This window comes from Actinomadura sp. KC216 (assembly GCF_004348535.1).
Lineage (GTDB): Bacteria > Actinomycetota > Actinomycetes > Streptosporangiales > Streptosporangiaceae > Spirillospora.
Genome location: NZ_SMJX01000637.1, coordinates 1 through 1,258, shown reverse-complemented (window position 1 = coordinate 1,258; position 1,258 = coordinate 1). Strand labels below are relative to the sequence as shown.

The window sequence follows — 1,258 nt, the reverse complement described above, 5'->3', positions numbered from 1 at the left end:
CCCCAATCCCAACGCCGGCCCCAGCTCCAGCGATCAGCCCGAAGGGGCCGGAGAGATCCTGACGAGCGTCCGCCACAAACGCCTGGTCAGGCAGCTCAGCTAGGACGGGCCAACGTCCCGTCACGGCGCTCACGGCCGGGCCCGGCTCGCGCCCGAGCCGGGCCGTGAGCGACCGCTGCATCGCTCCCTAATCCCGCGCAGACCCGCTACAGCGCTCGCCGCCTCGGGACCGAGCTGGCCAGGCGCACGTGGGGCTGAGGCCCACTTCGAGACATGTCCCAACTCGCCGAACCACCTTCTGGCCCTGAGTCGGGCCCGGCATAGGGGCCGTTCCCGCCTCGCTCTCGCTTGGGACGACCGGCCATCCGTTCGATCCGTTGGCGACGCGCCGCCACATGGCCTTCTGAGCGCCCGCTTTCTGGAGTCGGGAGGATGGGTCGTCTAACGGGCCGAGATCGTCCATGCGACCGTCTGGCGTGGTCACCCGCGGTTCCAGCAGCATCCGGGGACGCCGCCCGGCCGGGGCCGGGGCCGGGTCAGTACGGGCGGACCTGGACGGTGCCCTCGTCCGTCACGCGGGTCTCGAAGGCGGGCTGGCGGGCCGTGGCGGGGCCGTGCACGACCGAGCCGTCCTGGACGCGGAACGTGCTGCCGTGCCAGGGGCAGATGACGCAGGTGTCGGCGTTGTCGTCAGTGACGATGCGGCCCTGGTGGAGCGGTCCGGCGAGGTGGCTGCAGCGGTCGGCGAGGACGTGGATGTCGTCGCCCGTGCGCAGGACGAACAGGCTGATATAGCCGAGGCGCCGGTGGACGGGCCAGCCGTCCGGGAGCTCCTCGGCGGCGCAGAGGTCATGCCAGCCGAGCGGGACGAGGTGGCCGACCTGGTCGGCGTGGCTGGCGCCCGCGGCCTGGCGGAACGCGAGGTGCCCTCCGAGGTAGGCGCCCGTGAAGAGGGCGGTGAGGCCGGCGAAGCCGAAGGCGCGCCCGGCGGCGTCCCGTCCCTGGTAGCGGGCCACGAGGGACAAGGAGTAGAGCGTGCTCGCCGTCGTCATGCCCGCCGCGTGGACGAGCCCGACCCGCTGCTGCTCGCGATGCAGCGCGGACCAGTCGGCGATGCCGGTGAGGACGGTCGGCACGGCGCTCGCGAGCCCTGCGGCCACGAGGGTCTGCGACGCGCGCCGCCCGCCTGGCATCAGGTCGAGGACGGCCGCGGACACCCAGAACCCGATGGGCATGTCCGAGAGCGGCGGGTGGGCGG

1 protein-coding gene is annotated in these 1,258 nt (G+C 73.4%); it reads right to left on the bottom strand.

Features of this window, described 5'->3' with window-relative positions; genetic code table 11:
- Positions 1-536: 536 nt before the first annotated feature.
- Positions 537-1,258 (bottom strand): Rieske (2Fe-2S) protein (locus E1264_RS42700; protein WP_207937041.1); only part of this gene is annotated, 722 nt, incomplete at its 5' end.